Here is a 21,366-nt window from a genome sequence, read left to right on the forward strand (position 1 = left end):
CTTCAGAGAACATCCACGAATCGAATGGCGGCGACACGCCGCGCGCCCATTCAGGCCGCATCGGCCTCCAGGTCGCCGAGCAGATCCTCGAGCGCGTCGCGGGCGCCGGCATCGAGCGCCGCCGGCGCGGCGGCCGACCACGCCGCACAGAAGTCGGCGAGCACCGGCGTTTCGAACACCTGCCGCAACGCCACGGAACGGCCCGACGCGGCCTGAAGCCGCGCCACCATCTGCGTGGCCAGCAACGAATGTCCACCGAGCGCAAAGAAGTTGTCGTGACGTCCCACGCGCGGCACGCCCAGCACCGTCCGCCACACCTGCGCGACGTCGGCCTCCGCGCCCGGCCGCGGCGCCACGAACTGCGCGGCGACCGCTTGCGGCGCCGGCAGCGCGCGGCGGTCGAGCTTGCCATTGGGCGTGAGCGGCAAGGCGTCGAGCCGCAGCCACTGACCGGGCATCATGAACGCCGGCACGCGCGTGGCGAGGTGATCGCGCAGACGCATCCACAAGCTGTCGCCGCCGCCGCCGCCACCACCGCCCGTCACCACGTAGGCCACCAGTTGCTCGCCCGCGCCGTCGTTGCGAACCATCACCGCGGCGTCGCGCACCTCGTCGTGCGCGAGCAACTGCGCTTCGATCTCGCCCGGCTCGATGCGAAAGCCCCGCAGTTTGACTTGCTGATCGCCGCGTCCGAGGTAGTCGAGCGTGCCGTCGGGCAGACGCCGCACACGGTCGCCCGTCAGGTACATCCGTGTTCCCGGTGGCCCCCACGGGTCGGGCACGAAGCGCTCCGCACTCAACGCCGGACGGCCGAGATAGCCGCGCGCGAGCCCATCGCCGCTCACGTAGAGATCGCCGGGCACGCCCATCGGCACTTCCGCCAGCGACGCGTCGAGCACCCGCCAGCCGATGTCGGGCAGCGGCTCGCCGATGGGCGAAGCACCGAGGCCGCCCACGGGCGCCACCACGCCGTAGCTCACATAGACCGTCGTCTCCGTCGGGCCGTACATGTTGACGATGCGCGTACGCTCACCGACGCGCTGCCACCACGGCGCCAGTCGGCGAGGCGTGAGCGCTTCGCCGGCGAGCACGATGTTGCGCAACGACGTCTGCGACACCGCCTCCGGGAGCGCGCCGAGCATTTGATAGAACGCCGAGGGCGTCTGGCACAGCACCGTCACCGCCTGCTGTCGAATCAGCGTCCAGAGCGCCTGCGGTTCGCGGCTCGTGTAATACGGCACGACGACGAGACGGCCCCCGTGCGCCAGCGCGCCGAAGATCTCCCACACGGACACATCGAACGCGTAGGAATGGAACATCGTCCAGACGTCTTCGGTACCGAAACCGAACCAGTCTTCGGTGGCGTCGAGCAGCCGCGTCAGTTGACGGTGCTCGACCTGCACGCCTTTGGGCCGCCCCGTCGAGCCCGACGTGTAGATGACATAGGCGAGTTGAGCGGCGTCCACGGCCTCGGCCGGCGGCGCGGCAGGCAACGACGCATCGTCGAGCAGCGTCTCGACGGCCAGACTCACCGGCGGCAGCCAAGCCGCGCCCAGCATCGCCGCTTCGGTAAGCACCACGGCGATATCGGCGTCATCGACGACATAGGCGAGACGTTCCGCCGGATAGGCGGGATCGAGCGGCACGTACGCTCCGCCCGCCTTGAGCACGCCGAGGATGGCAACGATCAGTTCCACGCGACGCGTCATCGCAATGCCCACGCGGTGCTCGCGCGCCACGCCGTGACGCAGGAGCGCATGCGCGATGCGATTCGACTGTTCGTCGAGCGCCGCGTATGTCAGCGAGTGCTCGCCGTCGGTCACGGCGATGGCGTCCGGTTGCGACCGACCGAAAGCCGCGATGATGCGATCGACCGTCGCGCCCGCGTCGAAGGTGCGGCGCGGTCCACGCTGCGCGGCCCATGCCGGATCGGTCTCGTGCAGCACCACGTCCGCCACGCGAAGCGGGGCGTCTTGCGGCGCGCACAGTTGTTCGAGCAGATCGCGCAACTGCGTCCACAGACGCTCGACGGCCGGGCCGTCGAAATGCTCGCGGTCATAGCTCATGCGCACGTCGATCGTCTCGCCCGAGGCGATACCGATCGTGAGCGGGTAATGCGTCGTTTCCACGTTCACGATGTCGCCGAAGCGCAGCGCCTGCGCCCCTTGCGAGCGCAGCGCACGGTCGACGGGGTAGTTCTCGAAGACGATCAGCGAGTCGAACAGCGCCTGTCCGGGCCAGCCGACCCAGCGCTGGATGTCGTAGAGCGGCGTGCTCTGCGCTTCGCGCATGGCCAGGTTGTCTTCCTGCAGACGATGCAGCCAGTCGTCGAGCCCGTCGCCCGGCCGTGGCCCCTGCACCACGGGCAGCGTATTGATGAAAAGCCCCATCATGCGCTCGGCGCCCGGCAACTCCGGCGGACGGCCGGACACGGTGACGCCGAAGCAGACGTCGCGCCGTCCCGTGTAACGCTGCAGCAGCAACGTCCACGCGCCTTGCACCAGCGTGTTGACGGTCAGACGCCGGCTGCGCGCCGCACGCTGCCATGCCTGCGCGCGCTCGGCGTCCACCTGGAAAGTGCGTTCGCCGTGGCCGGTCTGCGGGGCCGACGTGCGCAACACCGTCTCGTGCAGCCGTGTCGGTGTTTCGAAGGCACGCAACGCATCGCGCCAGAACGCCTCGGCATGCCGCGGGGCGTGTCGGTCGAGCCACGCGATGTAGTCGCGATAGCGCGGTGCGGGCGGCACGGCGTCGGGCGAACCGGACAGATACGCCTGCAGGATTTCGCCGATGAGCTGGGCGCTGCTCCAGCCGTCGAGCAGCACATGATGCAACGTCCAGATCAGTTGCCACGCGTCCTCGCCGACACGCACGAGCGCCACGCGTTGCAGCGGTGCACTCGCAAGATCGAATCCCTGCGCCCGTTCGGCTTCGGCCAGTTCGCGCAGCACGCCGTCGCCGTGCTGTCCGACGCGCTCACGCCAGTCGAGCACCCGTAGCACCTGCGGCACCTCGCGATGCACGAGTTGCAGCGGCGGCGCGCCTTCGCGCCAAACGAAACTCGTGCGCAGGATCGCGTGGCGTCGCACGGCGGCTTGCCACGCGGCCGCGAATCGGTCCGGTTGCAGCCCTTCGAGCCGGATTTGCAACTGATTGACGTAGGACGCGCTGTCCGGCGCCAGACGCGCATGGAACACCATCCCCTGCTGCATCGGCGAGAGCGGATAGACGTCCTCGAGCTGGCTCGCCGACACCGGCAGGTCAGCCAGGGCGGCTTCGCTCAAGTTCGCAAGCGGGAAGTCGGCCGCGCTCGCGCCCTGCCCGTCGGCGCATGCGTCGACCAGTTGTGCCAGGGTCGCCCGCATGCGCGCCGCAACCTTCTCGATGGTCGCCTCGTGGAATCGCGCGCGCGAGAAACGCCATTGCAGACGCAGCACGCTCCCGATCACGGCGCCGTCGACCGACAACCAATTGCCCAGCGGCGCCGACGCGTCGCGTGCAGCACCGGCAGGCGCGTCGCTCGGGGCGAACCGACCGTCGCCGAAACCTGCATCGAGACGACCGAGATAATTGAACGTCACACGCCCTTGCGGCAATGCCGCCATCGCGTCGCGCACGGACGCGGCGCCGTGATGGCGCAACGCACCGAAGCCGAGTCCGGCGTTCGGTATCGACCGCCACGCGCGCTTGAGTGCGAACAGCGTGTCGCGCGGCATCGCCGCCACCTCGACGGCGAGCGGATAGACTGCCGTGAACCAGCCGACCGTGCGCGAAAGGTCGAACGCTTCGGCGCCCGGCATCTGGACTTCATCGCGCCCGTGGCCTTCGACACACAACGCGATGCGTTGCCCACCCGTCCACTCGCCGACGGCCTGCGCCAGCGCCGCCACCAGCAACTCGTGGATCCGCGCGCGATCGTTGGCGACGTCCAGCAATCGGCGCGTTGCGTCGGCGTCGAGCGTCAGCGTGACTTCGGCGGCATCGGCCTGCCTGTCGCCGTCGGGTGGCGTCGCGTCCGTCGGCAACGTGTCATGAGCGCCGTGCAGGGCGTCCGCCCAGTATTGCGCTTCCTGCACGCCCTCGGACGACACCGCCCAGTCACGCCAGAAGGCAGCCCACGCGTGCGGGGAGCCCGCCTCCGGCAACGTCACCGGCTGACCGACTTCGATCTGGGCAAGTACGCGTTGCAGATCCGCGAGCAGAATACGCCAGGAAACCCCGTCGACGACCAGGTGATGACACACGAGCAACAGACGCTGCACGCCACCGGGCAAGGCGACGAGCAAACCGCGCAACAACGGGCCGTCGGCAAGCGACAGACCGCGCTGTGCCTGCTCCGCGGCTGCCAGCGCCTGCGCTTCGTCGGCGGCATCGACCGCATCGAGCAGGACGAGCGGCGCGCCACTTGCCGCACGATGCGGCTGCCAGCCCTCGGGCGTCCGGCGATAGCGCATATGCAGCGCGTCGTGATGCGCGGCAACGGCCTGCAAGGCCTGACGCAAGGTCGGCGCATCGAGCGGGCGCCCGGCGTCGCGAACTTCCACCTGCACCCATTGATTCCAGTGGTCGCGATGCTCGACCGGCGACGCGAAGAACCACGCCTGCACCGGCAGCAGCGCCGGCGTATCGTCATGCGCGGCGTTATCGGATGGCACCCCGGCTTCCCGCGCTTCGTGTCCCGCTTCCGCCACGGCGGCCAGTTCCGCCAGCGTCTGATACCGGAACACGTCGCGCACCGTGATGCGCCAGCCGGCCTCGCGCGCCCGGCTCACCAGTTGCAGCGCGACGATCGAATCGCCGCCGAGGGCGAAGAAATTGTCATGGCGACCGACTTGCGCCGCGCTCAGCAATTGCCGCCATACCTCTGCCAATGCCGCCTCCGCGCCGTCACGCGGCGCTTCTTCGCTCGCACTGTGCCACTGCGGCGCGGGCAGCCGCTTGCGATCGAGCTTTCCGTTCACGAGCTTGGGCAACGCATCGAGCACGACGATCTGCGCGGGCACCAGATAGGACGGCAGCCGTGCGGCGAGCGCCTGACGCAACTGCTCGCCGAACTCGACGGGGTTCGTCCCGTTCGTCCCATTCATCCCGACCGGCAGCCCCGCGCTCACGTGCGCGACGAGCTGCACGCCCGCCGGTCCCTGCGCCGTGCCGACAACGGCCTCGCGAACGCCCGCCTCGGCAAGCAGTTGTGCTTCGACCTCGCCCGGTTCGATGCGAAAGCCGCGCACCTTGAGTTGCTGGTCGCGGCGTCCGAGGTATTCGAGCGTACCGTCGTCGAGCCAGCGCACGCGGTCGCCCGTGCGATACATGCGCGCGCCCGGCGCCCCCCACGGATCGGGCACGAAGCGTTCGGCGGTCTGTCCCGGCCGCGCCAGATAGCCGCGTGCGACGCCTTCGCCGCCCAGATAGAGCTCGCCCGCCACACCGACCGGCGCCGGCACAAGGCGGTGGTCGAGGACGTAGGCGCGCCGTTTGCCTACGAGCGACCCGATGGGAGCATACGGTGTGGGGCTTTCGCCACCCGCGAGTACGGTCCAGTTCACCGGTGTGACGACGGTCTCCGTTGGCCCATAGCCGTTGAGCAACCGGGACGGCTGCAACGTGCGCATGACAAGGGCGAGCGTGTCGCGCGACAGCGCCTCGCCGCCGCACGAGTAGATCAGTCCGGGCGGCACGGCATCCGGATGCGCATCGACCCATTGCGCCACGTGGCGCAAAAGCGCGGTCGGCAGTCCGGCATTCGTCAGACGCCGGGTCGTCAGTTGCTCGCAGATTTCCTGCGGCGTCCATTGGCGCTCGCCGCGCAGCACCACGCATGCGCCGTGCGAGAGCAGCGTGAGCCACCGTTCGTGCGAACCGTCGAACGAGAGCGAGGCCACATGCAGTTCCCGGAACGCCGGCGTCATGCCGAAGAGGCGGCCGATCGCGCGGCAGTGCATTGCGATAGGCCCGTGCGGAACCGCCACCCCCTTGGGTCGCCCCGTCGAGCCCGACGTGAAGATGACGTAGGCGAGTTGAGCCGGATGCAGCATTGGCAGGGCAACACCTCCCGCGTCGTGAAACGCGCTCGCCTCGATTTCCACGGCCTGCACGCCGGCCGGCAGGCGATCGCGCCCCCGTACGTCGGTCACGACCATGCGAATCCCCGCGTCCGTGCAAAGTTCGGCCACACGCTCGGTCGGATGCTCGACGTCGAGCGGCACATAAGCGCCGCCGGCACGCAACACGCCGAGCATCGCCACCAGCGCCTGCGGCGAACGAGGCAGCCATACGCCCACGCGCGCTTCGGGCTCGACGCCGTTGGCGAGCAAGCTGGCCGCCACGCCATCGGCACGACGCAGCAACTCGCGGTAGGTCAGCACTTCGCCGTCGCATTCGATGGCGTGCGCCTCGGGACGCCGCGCGGCGTGCGCCGCGATCATCTCCGGTAGCGTACGGGTGTCGGCATCGTCGATGGACGCGCCGCCGTCGACACACGGCGGCGCCCCCCATTCGGCGATGGCCGCTTGCTCTTGCGCATCCGCCAGCGGCAAGTCCCAGATTGGCGCATCCTCTTGCGCAACGAGCGCCGCGAGCAACGTCTGCCAATGCGTGCAGATTCGTTGGGCGGTCGACGACGAGAGCACGTCGCAAGCGTAGCCCAGCCCGCCACTCAGCGAGCCGTCGGGATGCTCGACGATGCCGAGGTCGAGGTCGAACTTTGCCTGCGACGTTTCGCCGTCGAGCACCGTCGCGCTCACACCGGGCAGTTGCAACGCCGCCGCGTGGCGCCGCTGATGATTGACCATCACCTGAAACAGCGGACTGTGGCTCAGGCTGCGCGTTGGCGAGAGTCGTTCCACCACCTGCTCGAACGGGACGTCGGCATGACGCTGCGCGTCGAGCAGCGTGTTGCGCACCTGTGCGAGCAAGCCGCGAAAACCGCCCGACAGATCGACGCGCGAGCGCACGACCACCGTGTTGACGAAACAACCGACCACGCGTTCGAGCGCCGTATGGCTGCGATGGCTCACCGGTACGCCGACGCGCACGTCGACCGGCGCGGCCGGGACCTCGTCTCCCTGCCCGGCGGCGTAGCGCGCAAGCAGCGCCTGGAACGACGCCAGCAACACGGTGAACGGCGTCGTCTGCGCCTCCCGCGCGACGTCTCGCACGCGCTGCGCCAACGACATCGGCAACGCGAACGCGACGCGTCCGCCCGCCGTATCGCGCTGCGCGGGACGATGTCGGTCGAGCGGCAGGGCCAGCAGGTCGTCGGCGTCGGCCAACTGCGTCGCCCAATAGTCGAGTTGACGCGTCAGCGCTTCGCCGCCGAGGCGTAGGCGCTGCCAGACCGCAAAGTCGCCGTACGTCGGTCCGTTCGGCAAAGGCTGCAGCGCTCGGCCCTCGCGCACCGCGGCATAGTCGCGCGCGATTTCGCCGATGAGCACATCGAGCGAACCGCCGTCCGAGATCAGATGATGCAAGGTGAGCACCAGCACGTGCGCCTGCGGCGAGCGCCGCAGCAACGTCGTGCGCACGAGCGGCCCGCGCGTCAGGTCGAACGCGCGGGCACTCGCCGCCGCGACGCGCTCGTGAAGATCGTCGGCGGACGCCAGGTCCATCACCTCGAGCGGGACGTCGCTGTGCGCATGCACCACCTGCACGAGCTTCCCGTCCTCGACGTCGAAAGTCGTGCGCAAGGCCGCATGCCGCGCGACGACCGCCCCGAACGCCTGAGCAAGCGCCTCGACGTCGAGCGCGCCGTCGAGCCGCACCGCGCCGGTGATGTGATAGGTGTCCGGGCGCTCGTCGAGTTGCAGCAGCGTCCACATGCGTTGCTGCGCAAAGGATGCGGACACGCGATAGGGCTGCTTATCGGTACCGCGGGTGGCGCCGGTAGCGCGCGGCACCCAGCCGTCCAGCGGCAGATGCTCACGCACCTCCACGCCCTTGCGCTCGAGCAGCGCGATCATCGCCTGACGCTGTGCCGGCGCGAGACGCGCGAGCGTCGTTTGAATATCGTCCATCAGTGTCGTGCCTCCGAATCGAGCAGCGCCTGCAACGCCTCGGGAGAAAGGGATTCGATTTCACGCAGTGCGTCCTGCACGGCGTCGCCGATCGCCGCCGGCCGCACCGGCGTAGCTTCGGTCAACGCCGTGAGCGCTTGCGCCAACGCACTGAGCACGCTCGCTTCGAACAGCGTGCGCAGCGGCACCTCGACGGCCAGCGCATCCCGCAGACGGGACGCCACCTGCGTGGCAAGCAGCGAGTGGCCGCCCAGGGCGAAGAAGTCATCCTGGCGGCCCACGCGCGACACGCCGAGTACGTCCTGCCAGACCGAGGCGATGAGCGACTCCACACCGGCGTGCGGCGCCTCGAAGTCCGCCGCGCCGGCTGCCTGCGGCGCCGGCAGCGCCCGGCGGTCGAGCTTGCCGTTGGGCGTGAGCGGCAGCGCATCGAGCCGCAGCCACTGCCCCGGCACCATGTACGCAGGCAGGCGTCCGGCGAGATGCTCGCGCAGGCGCGGCCAGAGGGCCGCCGCGTCCTGCGCGGACACGACGTACGCCACCAGTTGCTCGCCCGCCCCGTCGTCGCGCACAAGCACCGCGGCATCGGTCACGTCCGCGTGCTGCAGCAGTTGCGCCTCGATCTCGCCCGGTTCGATGCGGAAACCGCGCAGCTTCACTTGCGCGTCGCCGCGACCGAGATAGTCGAGCGTACCGTCAGCCAGTCGCCGCGCGCGGTCGCCGCTGCGATACATGCGCTCGCCCGGCGCCCCCTTAGGATCGGGGACGAAACGCTCCGCCGTGAGCCCCGGCTGCCCGAGATACCCGCGAGCGAGACCGGCGCCGCACACGTACAGATCGCCGGCCACGCCCGGCGGCACTTCGTTGAGCCCGGCGTCGAGCACGCGCCAGTCGAGATCGGCAATCGGCTCGCCGATAGGCGAACCGGCCATGTCGCCGGGGCGCAGTACGCGCCGACTGACGTGCACGGTCGTCTCCGTGATGCCGTACATATTGGTCAGGCGGGTCGCATCGCCGAACCGCGCCCACCACGGGTGCAGCCGGGCGGGTGCAAGCGCTTCCCCGCCGAACACGATGTGGCGCAGCGTCGTGGAAACCACGTCGGGCGGCATCGCACCGAGCCATTGATAGAACGCCGACGGCGTCTGATTGAGCACGGTGACGCCCTCGCGAAGGACGAGCGCCCACATCGCGGCCGGATCGCGCGCGGTGTCATGCGACACCACGACGAGCCTCGCGCCATGCACGAGCGCACCGAAGATTTCCCACACCGAGAAGTCGAACGCGTACGAGTGGAACATCGTCCACACGTCGCTCGCGTCGAACGCAAAATCGCCCGACGTGCCGAGCAGCAAGCGCATCAGGTTCCGATGCGTGAGCTGCGCGCCTTTCGGCCGGCCCGTCGAGCCCGACGTGTAGATCACATAGGCCAGTTGGTCGGCATGGACGGCCACCGCGGGCGCGCGATCCGACAGCGTTTCGTCGGCAAGCACGGATTCAAGCGTGATGGCGTCCTCGGGCAGCCACACCTGCCCAGTCAAGGCCTCTTGCGTGATGGCGAGCGTGACGCCGGCGTCGGCGACCATGTACGACAGGCGCTCGGCGGGGTACGTCGGATCGAGCGGCACGTAAGCCGCGCCAGCCTTGAGCACGCCGAGCATCGCCACGATCAGATCGACGCCGCGCGACATCGCGATGCCCACGCGCGCCTCCGGTCGCACGCCGGCGCGAAGCAGCGCGTGCGCCACGCGATTGGCGCGCGCCACCAGCGCGGCATACGAGAGTTCGGTCCCGGCGTCGCGCACGGCAACGGCGTCGCCGCGCTCGGCGGCCTGCACATCGATGACCTGATGCACGGGCGTGGGCGTCGCCACGGCGGCCCGCTCGCGCGTCGCCTGTTGTGCGAGCCAAGCGTCGCCGGCCATCGACAGACGCGCGGCCGGTGCGTCGGGCTCGCGCATCGCGGCGTCGAGCAACGTCAGCCATTGCTCGCCCAGGCGACGCACCGTCGGCGCATCGAAAACATCGCAGGCATAAGTCAGCCAGCCGCGCAGTGCACCCGTTTCGTCTTCCTCGGTATCGAGCGCGAGATCGACCTGGGCGTGATGCGCCCGCCGCTCGATCGTCCGCATCGAGACACCGTGAAGATCGCGCAGCGGTGCGAACGCCCGCTTCTGATGATTGACGGTGACCTGGAACAGTGGATGTCGCGACACGCTGCGCGCTGGCGCAAGATGCTCCACCAGACGCTCGAACGGCACGTCGCCGTGTTGCTGCGCCGCGAGCAGCCGCTCGCGCACCTGCGCGACAAGCGAGGCAAACGAGGTCGAGGCCTCGATGCGCGAGCACAGGACCTGCGTGTTGACGAAGAAGCCGACGACGGATTCCAGCGCCTCGTGCGTGCGTCCGACCACCGGCAGGCCGGTGCGCACGTCGCCCTCGCCGGTCACGCGATACATGAGCAGATGGAAAGCGGCGGTCATCACCATGAAACGCGTCGCCCCGTGCTCGCGTGCGAAGCGTTCGAGGCGGGCAGGCAGATCCGGCGGGATCGGCAGCACGACGCTGTCGCCGGCACCGTCGCGGATCGCGGGATACGCGCGATCGAACGGCAGCGCCAGTTCCGGGTGTGTGGCGCCAAGGTGGTCGCGCCAATACGCCAGTTGCTGCGCGTATGCGGCGCCGCTCAATTGCTCTCGCTGCCACAGCGCGTAGTCGCCATAACGCAATGGTGGCAGTGACGACGCGGACGCCTCGCGCGTCGGGAGCCCCCCATCGGCATGGGCAAGGTAGGCACGCGCGAGATCGTCGATCAGCAGGTTCATCGACCATCCGTCGGAGATCAGGTGATGCATGGCAAGCATCAGCACGTGCGAATGGGCGTCCAGCCGAAGCCAGTGCACTCGCCAGAGCGGCCCCTCGGTCAGATCGAACGGCTCACGCGTGAATGCGTCGAGTTTCGCCTGCACCGCGGCGTCCTGCTCGGCCGCGCTCAGGCCCGGTGCGATGGTGTAGAACGTGTAGGCGACCGGCATGTCGGCGTGCACTCGCTGCTGCGGCACGCCACCGTCGGCGTCGCTCACTTCGATGGTGGTGCGCAAGGCATCGTGCCAGTCCGAGAGCGTGTCCAACGCGCGCGCCAGCGCATCAGCCCGCAACGGACCGTCCAGACGCAGCGCGCCGGCGATGTGATACGCCCCCGCGCGCGGCGCCATCTGCGTTTCCAGCCACACACGCATTTGCGACGACGACAACGGGAACGTGCGTCGCCGCGGATCGCCAGGGACGGGACCTGCCGACGCCGGCGAGCGGTCCCGCGCTGTCGCGGCTGCCGGAGCCGTCGTCGTCGCTGAGGGCGAAAGCGTCGCGAGTTGCGCGATCGTCGGATGCGAGGCGAGATGCTGCGGCCCGATCCGCAGGCCGCGCTTGCGCAGGCGAGCAATCACTTGCAACGCCAGAATCGAATCGCCGCCGATGTCGAAGAAGGCATCGTTGCGACCTACGCGCTCGCGCTTGAGCACCTGGCACCAGACGGCTGCGATGTCGGCTTCCGCGCCAGCTCGCGGCACATCGTCCGCCGCGCCACCCGGCGTGGCTTGCGCCGCGTGCGCGTTGTCGCCCAACACCGCGAGCGCACGCCGGTCGAGCTTGCCGTTGGCTGTCAACGGCAGTACCTCCAGCCTGTCGAGACGCGCGGGCACCCACGCGGGCGGCAACGCGGCCACGAGCGCCGCTCGCACGGCATCGACCGTCGCTGTTCCCGTGAAGACACCATGCAGCCACGCCCCACCCGGGCCGTCGTGGCGCGCCACCACCGCCGCCCCGGTGACGCCCGGCGCGGCACGCATGGCATTCGCCACCTCCGCAGGCTCCACGCGATAGCCACGAATCTTGACCTGATCGTCCAGGCGGCCGAGATAGACGAAGGCGCCGTCATCGCGCCGCATCGCCCGGTCGCCGGTGCGGTAAAGACGCGCGCCGACCGCGTTCGGATCGGGCACGAATCGTTCGGCCGTCAGCCCGGGGGCGCCAAGGTAGCCACGGGCGACGCCCGCGCCGCCGAGATAGAGCTCGCCCGCCACGCCCGGCGGCACCGGATTGAGGTCGGCGTCGAGTACGCAGGCACGCAGGTTCGCGAGCGGATACCCGACTGGAATGGCAGCGTCGGGCGTGAGCACCGGCGGCAAGACGTGAGTGAGCGCTCCCACGGTCGTCTCTGTCGGACCGTAGTGGTTGATCATGGCGAGCGTCGGGCGCACTGCGCGAATCTGTGCCGCCAACGACGGAACGAACGACTCACCGCCGGTGACCAGCACGGCGCGCGGCAACACGGCTTCACCGCCCGCGTCGAGCAGCCCTTTCAGGTGGCCGGGTACGATCTTGAGGACGTCGATGGGCCGCGCACCACACCACTCGGCGAAGCGTTGCGCGTCGAATGCGCACGCCTGTGGAACGAGGTAGAGCGGGCGGCCCAGCACCAGCGCACCGAACAGCGTGGTATGCCCGAGGTCGGCGGCGACCGTCGACGCGACGGCAAAACCGCCGGCCTCGCTCACGCCCCTGCGCAGGCTGCCGTCGCACAGACGCGACGTCACCGCATGCGCATAGTTATGCAGCGCGCCGCGACTGACCACCACGCCCTTCGGCGCCCCCGTCGACCCCGACGTGTAGATCACATAAGCCGCTTGTGCGGGGTGAGTACGCACTGGGGCGAGCGGGATCGCGTCATCGACAGCATTCGCGAACGTCGCCCAGCGAATGGCTGGCGCTTGCGTCAAGGCCGGCGCCGCGTCGTCCACGATGACGGCCTTTGCGCCACTGGATTTCAGGAGTTGTTCGAGCCGTGCAAGCGGCTGCGCAGGATCGAGCGGCACGTAGGCGGCGCCCGCCTTCCATATGCCGAGGATCGCTCCGAGCAGCGCTGCGCTGCGCGGCAGGCACACCGCGACGCGATCCTCCGGCCCCATGCCGCGAGACTGCAGTTCGACGGCCAGACGATGAGCGGCGGCATCCAGTTCGTCGCGGCTGTAGCGACCGTCCTCGCCTTCGGCGGCCAGCGCCGCGCCATCGCGCGCGACATGGGCGTGCCAGTCGTCGAGCAGATCGCTCGTGGGCCAATCGGCGCGGGCAACCGACACGCTCGCGGCGTTGCTTTCGGTGCTTTCGCTGCTTTCGCTGCCTTCTCTGCTTTCATTACGTAGGCCAATCGCGCCCAGCGGAGCCTCCAGCCGATCCGCCAACGTGCCAAGCAGCGCGATGAATCGCTCGCCCAGCCGCACCACGCTCTCGTCGTCGAAGCGTTCGCACGCGTAGGCGAGCACGAGGCGCAAGCCGTCGTGCTGCTCCACGATCAGCGAGAGCGGATAGTTGTTGCGGGCCTGCGGCTCGCGGTCGAGCAACGACAGCCGCAAGCCGTCGTCGCGCTCGCCGAGCAGAGCGGTATCCAGCGGATAGTTTTCGAAGACGACGATGCTCTCGAACAGCGCACCGTCCGCCCCCTCGCCTTCACGCTGAGCCACACGGGCAATCGTGGACAACGCGACATGCTCATGCTCGCGCGACTGTGCGGCCTGCGCCTGCAGTTGCCGCAGCCAGTCCATTACCCGTTGACGGGGATCGAGCTGCGCACGGACGGGCAGCGTATTGATGAACAGCCCGGCCATGCGCTCGATGCCGGGCACGGCCGCCGAGCGACCGGACGCCGTCACGCCGAACACCACGTCACGCACATCGGCGTGGCGCGCGAGCAGCAGCGCCCATGCCCCCTGACACAGCGTGCCCGGCGTCACACCTGCGCGGCGCGCCGCTTCGCTCCACGCGTGCCACTGCGCGGCGGGCAGCATCCAGGTCGCTTCGTCATGCCCACGTGTGAGCGCCGACTCACCGCCACGGCGAGCCAGCGGCAATGGCGTCGGCCCGGCGACGCCATCGAGCAGACCGCGCCAATGCGACAGCGAGGCCGCCTCGTCGCTCTCCCGCTCGCGCTGCCAAATCGCGAATTCGGCAAACGACGGCGCCTCGCCGCTGTCGGCCGACGTACCACGATGCTTCGTGAGTTCGGTGTATCGCGACATCACGTCGCTCAGGATCAGCCCGGTACTCCAGCCGTCGAGACTCACGTGGTGACTGCTCCACAACAGCCACCAGCGCGCCTGCGAAACGCGGATCAACGCCAGACGGGGCCGATGCGCCTGCAGGAACGGGAATCCGGCAGCGCGCTCCGCCGCAAGACGCGCGTCGAGCCGCGCGTGCTGCTCGATGTCAGTCAGTGCTCGCCAATCTTCGGACGGTACGAGTTCGTCCGCCTCGGCCACCGTGTCGCTCGCGTACACCAACAACAGCGGCGTCTCGCCGACATCCGTGGCATAGGCGCTCCGCAATGCGGCATGCCGCACGACGATGTCACGCCACGCTTGCGCAAAAGCACGCGAGTCGAGATCGCCGTCGATCACGAAACCCTTCTGATAGAAATACGGATCGGCGGCGCCCTGCTGCTGCGAATAGAACAGCAGACCTTGCTGCATCGACGTCGCGGGCACGATGGCGTCAAGCTGGGTCAACGCGACTGGCAGCGTTGCCAGTTGCTCGCGCGAAAGTCCTGCGTGCGGGAAGTCCTCCGCGATGACCGGCTCATGGCCGGGCGCCGTTGCCGCCAGTGTGCGCAGCGTCGATTCGATGGCGCCGACGAGCGACTTGACGTCGGGCTCGGTGAAGAATGCCCGATCGTAGCGGCAGACCACCCGCAACGCGTCGTCAGCTTGCCAGACGTCGAACGTCAACTCGTTCGGCGGAGGGGCGTCCGGCTCGTGCGACAGGCCACCATCGACGATGACGTTGGCGTCGGTGCGGCCGAGATAGTTCACCGTGACGCGCCCTTGAGGCAGCGCGTCGAGTGTTTGCCGCGCATGAGGCGTGCCGAGATAGCGCAGCGCGCCATAGCTCGCGCCGCCCAGCGGCGCGGCGCGCCAGGCGAGGCGTGCCGATGCCAGTGTGGCAAGCGGCGTCTCCCCGACGGCGACGGCCAGTGGCCATGCGGCCGTGAACCAACCCACCGTGCGCGAGAGCTCGCCGCGTCCTTCCACGGCCTCGCGCCCATGTCCTTCGACGTGGACGACATAGCGTTTCGCGTTGGTGCGCGTGCCGAGCGCGTGCGCCACGGCGGCCGTCAACGCTTCGTGCATGCGCACGTGCCGCAGCGCCATCAACGGCGCTGTCACGCTGGCCTGCCACGTGTATTCGATCTCGGCAGTGCCGGTTTGCCGTTGCGAAGGTTGTGCCGCGCCGAGGGTGTCGACCGCGTCCGACAATGTCTCGCGCCATGCATCGAGTGCGGCCTGTGCCGCGTCGCTGCGTATCCAGTCATGCCAGTGTTGCGCGTACGCGCGCATGGACTGACCGACGGCAGGCAACGCGACGGTCCCTCCCGCGCCGATCTGTGCCAGCGCGGTTCGCAGGTCCTCCACCAGGATGCGCCACGAGACACCGTCGACCACCAGATGGTGTGCCATGAGATAGCAACGCAACGCGCCCGCTGCCGTGCGCACGAGCAGCGCGCGCAGCAACGGGCCTTGCGCGAGCGAGAGGCTGCGCTGCGCCCGCGCAAGGCATTCGGCGAGTTGGACGTCGTCGCACATTGCCGCGTGCCAAAGAAGATCGTCCGGCGCGTTGGGCGGCACGTAGCAGGCCTGCCATTGACCGTCGCGCTGCGAAAATCGCAGGCGCAACGCATCGTGGTGTCGCACAACGTGCGCGAGCGCGCTGCACAGTGCTTCGCGCAGTGCAGCGATATCGCCCCCTTCCGGCAGCCGCACCTCGACCCATTGATTCCAGTGATCGCGCAACTTGACGTCCTGACGGAAGAACCATGCCTGCACAGGCGTGAGCGGTACGCTGCCCGTCAGCGGCTCAGGGGCGCCTGCGCGCGCCGCTGCCACGGGACGGGCATGTGCCGCAAGCCGCGCCAGCGTCTGATGACGAAAGACCTCCTGCGCACCGATCTCCCAACCGGCCTGCCGTGCCTGTCCGACCATCTGCAGCGCCACGATGGAGTCGCCGCCGAGCGCGAAGAAGTTGTCGTCACGGCTCACGGCGGGTTGGCGCAGCAGCGTTTGCCAGATCGCCGCAAGCGCCCGCTCAGCGGCGCTCTCGGGCGCCTGTCCGCCCGTGCTGCCCCACACCGGCGCGGGCAGCGCGGCGCGGTCCCGCTTGCCGTTGGGCAGTTTCGGCAACGTGTCGAGCACCATGACGAGCGCGGGCACCAGGTAGTCGGGCAATCGATTCGCCAAGGCGTCGCGCAAGGCCTCGCCATCGAGCCCCCGGCCCGCGACGTAAGCCACGAGCTGGTCGCCGGCGGGGCCGGCCGCCACGACTGCCAGAGCGTCGTCCACACCCGCTTCGCGCAGCAACTGCGTCTCGACCTCGCCCGGTTCGATACGGAATCCACGCACCTTGATCTGCTGATCGAAGCGGCCGAGGTACACGAGTGCGCCGTTGGCAAGGCGTCGCACGCGGTCGCCAGTGCGGTACATTCGGGCGCCCGGCTCGCCGCGCGGGTCCGGCACGAAGCGCTCCGCCGTCAGCCCCGGCCGGTCGAAATAGCCGCGCGCTACCCCCTCGCCGCCCAGATACAACTCTCCGACCGCCCCGAGCGGCACCTCACCCAGCCACGGATCGAGTACCCACGCGCGGCGATTCCCCACCGGTTCGCCGATGGGCGCGTAAGCCTGTCCGGCCACGCCCGCCGCCGGCTGGGCGTCCAGGTCGCCGTCGATGGACCAGGCCACCGGCGTCATCACCGTCTCGGTCGGCCCATAGCCGTTGATGGTCTGCGCCGGCCGGAACATCGCCTGTGCGGCACGCAGCGCGGGCAACGGCATGGCTTCACCGCCGAACGAGAGCAGGCGCAGCGCGGGGGCGCCAGTCGCCCCGCTTGTCGCGAGCCGGCACAGATAGGCCGTCGGAAAACCGGCGTTGGTGACGCCGTGACGGCGCATGGCGTCGACCATCGTCTGCGGCGTCCAGTGCCGCTCGTCGGCGATGAACAGCGACGCGCCGAAAGCGAGCGGCGCCATCCACCGTTCGTGCGCCCCATCGAAGTTGATCGACAGCACATGCAGTTCGCACACTTCCGGGCTCAGTCGGTATTGCTCGCCGGTCGCGGCACAGTGCATCGCGAGCGGGCCATGCTCGACGGCCACGCCTTTGGGCACGCCCGTAGAACCGGACGTATAGATGAGATAGGCCAGTTGATCGGCGCGCAACGCGGTCGTCGTTGCCTGCCCGGGCAACGAGGTGTCGGCGACGATGTCCGCGACGATGCCCCGCCGCGCGGGCTGCCAGAACGCCTGCGACAGCGATGTCTCGGTGAGTACCAACGCAATGCCCGCGTCGTCGATGATCTGCGCGAGACGCTCGGCCGGATAGGCCGGATCGAGCGGCACGAAGGCGCACCCCGCTTTCATGATGCCCAGCAGGCCCGCGATCATGCCCGTCTGCCGGGTCATGGCCAGACCGATGCGCGCCTCCGGAGCGACGCCCTGCGCTTGCAGCCAGTGCGCGATCCGGTTGGATGCGGCGACCAGTCCGGCGTACGTCAACGTGCCGGCTTCGTCGCGCAACGCGATGGCCGCCGGCTGGCGCTGGGCTTGCGCGTCGATGCGCGCCGGCACGCTCCGGAACGCCACGCCGGCCGGAAGACGCACCGCACGGTGCGTGTCGTTCTCCGCGGGTGCGAATGCAACGTCGAGCGACGCCAGCGCGCGCGTGGGCAGCGCCAGCAATGCCGCGAGGCCGGTCAGCCAGTCCCGCCCCATGCGCTCGATGGTCGCAACGTCGAAGAGGTCGGTAGGAAACGTGAGCCGCGCGCGCAATGTCACGCCGTCGAGCGGATCGGTTGCCGCCGCGTCGTGCCACTCGTCGATGTCCAGAGCGAGATCGTACTGCGCACCGCCTGTCAGCGGCTGTGCGCTCACGGCGAGTCCTGCCGGCCAGCCGGCAATCTCGCGACGGGCCGCCGCGTTGGCCGTGTGGTGGTTGAGCATCACCTGAAACAGCGGCGAGTGCCCGAGGCTGCGCTGCGGTGCGATACGTTCGACCACGCGCTCGAAAGGCGCGTCGCGATGGGCCTGCGCGTCGAGCGCGCCGTCGCGAACCTGGGCAACCAGCGCGTCGAAGTCGCCCGCCGGGTCGATCTGCGCGCGCCAGACCTGCGTATTGACGAGGCAGCCGAGCATGCGCTCCAGCCCAGCCACGTCGCGATGCGCGACCGGCACCCCGACGCGGACGTCCGACTCGCCCGCGTAGCGATGCAACAGCCACTGGAACGACGCGGCCAGCACGACGAAGGGCGTGACCTTGCGCTGTGCTGCATACTCGCGCAGATTTCGGGTGAGCCCGGCGGGGAAATCGAGCGCGTGCGTTGCCCCCGCGCTGCCGCGCGTCGCGCCGCGCGCACGGTCGACCGGCAGTGCCAACACCGGCGAGGGCTCTGGCAGACGCGCCTGCCACCAATCGAGCTGACGGCCGAGCGTCGCCTCGTCGAGGCGCGCGCGCTGCCAGTGAGCGTGGTCGCCGGGTTGCAGGACGCTGGCGCCGAATGCAGGCGCCGTGCCTGCCGCAATTGCGCCATAGGCCTGCGCGAGTTCGTCGACGAGCAGCGTCATCGACCACGCATCGGTCAGCAAATGATGCAGGACGAACACCAGACGATGTTCGTTCGGTGCGATACGCAACGCCAGGACGCGCCATGGCGGCGACGTCTCGGGCGCGAAAGGTTCGGTCAACGCCGCTTCGGTCAATCGTCCAGCCACCGCGGCAGGCTCCGCCTCGCCGGCGACGTCGTGCTGGACGAGCGGTAAGTCGACACGCGTATTTGCAATCTGCACGGCGACGCCGTCGCGTTCGCCGAAGGTCGTGCGCAGCGCGTCGTGACGTGCCACTACCGCACCGAGCGCCTGGGCAAACGTTGCGACCTCGAACGGTCCTTCGACCCGCAGTTGCCCACCCACGTGGAACGCTGCGCTGTTCGCCGGATCGAGCCGATGTTGGAACCACAGTCTTGCCTGCGCAAACGACTGGCGGTAGACGCGTTCATGCGGCGTCTGCGAGAGCGGCGTCGCCACCGGAATGCGCAACGCCGATACGTCGGCGTGGTCGCTGGACTCGGGCGACAGCTCCGCCAGCGCCCGCACCCAATCGCCCAGGCGCGCATGCTCGTACAGCGAAGCGGGCGTCGCGCGCACACCCAGCCGTTCATGCACGCGGGCAAGGACCTGCATGGCAAGCAGCGAGCTGCCGCCGCACAGGAAGAAATGATCGTCGGGCTTCACCGTCGCGCGGCCCAGGACTTCCCGCCAGATCGCCGCCACCGCCTCGTAACGAGGATCGGCCTCGGCAGCCGCCGTGCCGTTCTCCATGGCGGCCGACGTATTGGCTTGCGCTTTCGCCATGCCGTTCCCGAGGTCCCCGAGCACCACGCCGTTCTGCCAGGTGGACCACGCATCGAGCGCGCCGTCGCGCCAGCCTTGGGCGCAGGCACTTCGCTGGAGCTTGCCGCTCGACGTCTTCGGCAACGCGCCCGGATTGAGCAGCACCACCACCGACGGCGCCTGCTGACAGGCATCCGCCACCGCGACGGCGACCGCTTCCGCCAGCGTCCGCGGCAACACCATCTTCTGCACGCTGCGGCCGACCTCCGCCGCGATGCCGATACCCGGCTCGCCGTCGATGTCGACAGCAAAAGCCGTCACGCGCCCCTTGCGCACGAGTTCGACGTCCGTCTCGACCGCCTTCTCGAGATCCTGAGGATACAGGTTGTGCCCACGCACGATGATGACGTCCTTGCACCGGCCGGTAATGTACAGTTGGCCGTCGTGCATGAAACCCAGATCGCCCGTGCGCAGCCAACGCTTGCCGTCCGCCTGCACGAAAGTGCGCGCGCTCGCTGTCTCGTTGTGCCAGTAGCCTTGCGCGACGCTCGATCCGCTCACCCAGATTTCTCCCGTGCCGCCGGCGTCGACCGGGCCGGGTACCGCGTCGGGTGCATCGCTCCACGTCATGAGGCGCACCTCGTGGTCGGCCGGCGCGACGCCACAGCCGACGAGCATCGCCACGTCATCGCCGCCGGCCCTCGCGCGCTGCTGTCCGAGCGCGCCCCGGTCGAACGCGGTGGCCGTCATGCCATCGCCGCGCCGCCCGCCCGTGACGAAGAGCGTCGCCTCCGCGAGCCCGTAGCACGGATACACGGCGGCAGGCGAGAAGCCCGCGGGCGCGAACGCCGTGCAGAAGTCCGTCAACGTGTCGTGCCGCACCGGCTCCGAGCCGGAGAATGCCAGCCGCCAGCCGTCGAGCTTCAAGCCGGCGATGGTGGCGGCATCGATACGCTGCGCGCACAGCCGGTAGGCGAAGTCGGGGCCACCGCTGACCGTGCCGCCGAAGCGGTCGATGGCGCGCAGCCACCGCACGGGACGCTCCAGGAAGAACTGCGGCGACATCAGCACGAGGCGTGCGCCGCGATAGATCGGCGAGAGCAGTCCGCCGATGAGCCCCATGTCGTGATACAGCGGCAGCCAGCTCACCATGGTGTCGTCGCACGTCATGCCCAGCCCTGCCACGATGGCCGCCTCGTTCGCCATGAGATTGGCGTGGCTGACCATCACGCCCTTCGGCGTGGCGGTCGAGCCGGAGGTGTACTGCAGGAACGCGAGGTCGGCGGGCGCGATGGCCGTCGGCTGCCAGGCGTCGGCCTGACTTTCCTCGATCTCGTCGATCACGACGATCTCCACGCCGCGCAGCTCGGGCACCGCATCGCCGAAGGCCAGCATGGCGTCGCGATGGCGCTGATCGGTGAGGACGAAGCGCGCACGCGCGTCGCTCAGGATCGACCGCACTCGCGCGAGATGCTGCGGGCGCGCCGACTCGGGCGGGAACGCCGGCACCGCGATCACGCCCGCGTACAGGCAGCCGAAAAATCCCGTCACGTAGTCGAGGCCGGTCGGCATGAGCAACAGTCCGCGCTCGCCGTGCGCCCGGCCATCCGCAAGACGCTGCAGCGTCGCCGCGACGGCACGCGCGCGGGCGTCGAGCCCGGCGCAACTGAGCGCCTGGCCGTCGCCCTCGTCGCTTGCCACCGCGCGCAGCGCCTCGCGTTCAGGTTCGAGACGGGCGCGGGCGCGCAACAGGTCGACGATGGTTTCGATGGGAGCGTCGGAGGACGCGGCGGAGGACGGGCCGAACGGCACGGGCAAACGGAAAGCGTCGTTCATGACGGTAGCGACTCGCGAAGCAGGGACGAATTCGAAAATTGGGGCGCAGAAGCACAAACGTGCAGGCGCAGGCGCGGGCAGCGCCCGCGGCG

At 69.4% G+C, this 21,366-nt stretch carries 2 protein-coding genes; both read right to left on the reverse strand.

The genetic code is table 11. The features are described from left to right. Nucleotides 1-50: 50 nt before the first annotated feature. The gene (locus RO07_RS15785) at nucleotides 51-8,012 is read right to left on the reverse strand and encodes a non-ribosomal peptide synthetase (RefSeq protein ID WP_039412120.1); all 7,962 of its coding nucleotides are present in this window, start codon (nucleotides 8,010-8,012) and stop codon (nucleotides 51-53) included. Beyond that, nucleotides 8,012-21,274 (reverse strand): non-ribosomal peptide synthetase, encoded by a 13,263-nt coding sequence (locus tag RO07_RS15790; protein WP_039412123.1) that lies wholly within the window; start codon nucleotides 21,272-21,274, stop codon nucleotides 8,012-8,014. Before RO07_RS15790 ends, RO07_RS15785 begins: the two co-directional genes overlap by 1 nt. Nucleotides 21,275-21,366 lie beyond the last annotated feature (92 nt).

This window comes from Pandoraea pulmonicola (genome assembly GCF_000815105.2).
In the GTDB taxonomy this organism is placed as follows: domain Bacteria; phylum Pseudomonadota; class Gammaproteobacteria; order Burkholderiales; family Burkholderiaceae; genus Pandoraea; species Pandoraea pulmonicola.